General features: G+C 46.2%; 2 pseudogenes. One reads left to right on the top strand and one right to left on the bottom strand.

Features of this window, described 5'->3' with window-relative positions:
- Positions 1-296 (top strand): annotated as a pseudogene (locus CIK04_RS34925) (sulfatase-like hydrolase/transferase); the annotation flags it as partial.
- A 41-nt stretch (positions 297-337) separates the two neighbouring features.
- On the opposite strand, the pseudogene CIK04_RS34920 reads toward CIK04_RS34925, so the two are convergent.
- A pseudogene (locus CIK04_RS34920) lies at positions 338-604 on the bottom strand (hypothetical protein); the annotation flags it as partial.

Here is a 604-nt window from a genome sequence, read left to right as displayed (position 1 = left end):
AACACAGCGCTGTTTTATGTCTCTGATCACGGCGAATCATTGGGTGAAGATGGGCTCTTCTTGCACGGCATACCGTATGCGCTTGCGCCAGAAAACCAAACCAAAGCTGCCATGCTTTTTGGGCATCCAACGGCTTTGCCAAGGAAAAAGGGCTAGACAGAAAGTGCTTAGCCAATGAAGCCACACACGGCGCGTTTTCTCACGACAACCTGTTCCACTCAATGCTTGGCATTATGGATGTGAAAACTCAGGTTTATCAAAGCGATCTGGATATTTTTGCCCAGTGCCGAAGCTGAGTTTGACCGCAAGTGAAAGCCGTTTCTAGGATCCATCGACCCTAGAAACGGTATCCGAAGTTTAAGGTCATTGAGTTGCGTGTTTCACCTTTATTGTAAAGGAAAGTCAGGTTGTAATTTTTGCCAAACTGTTTGTTAAAACCAATCAAATAGGCCCACTCTTCCATTTCCAAGCCGACGTTGTACTCAAACGGTTTTCCACCAATTTCTACGCTATCAATGGTACCGCATGATGGTTGGTTTTAAACCTTGGTACTCCGCTCCCACAAACAGCTGCGCTCGGTAATCCACCAGTTGATAACCCAACA

The sequence above is a fragment of the Vibrio sp. 03_296 genome, assembly GCF_002265885.1.
Note: the sequence above shows the minus strand (reverse complement) of the source record. Positions and strands in the feature narration are given on the sequence as shown.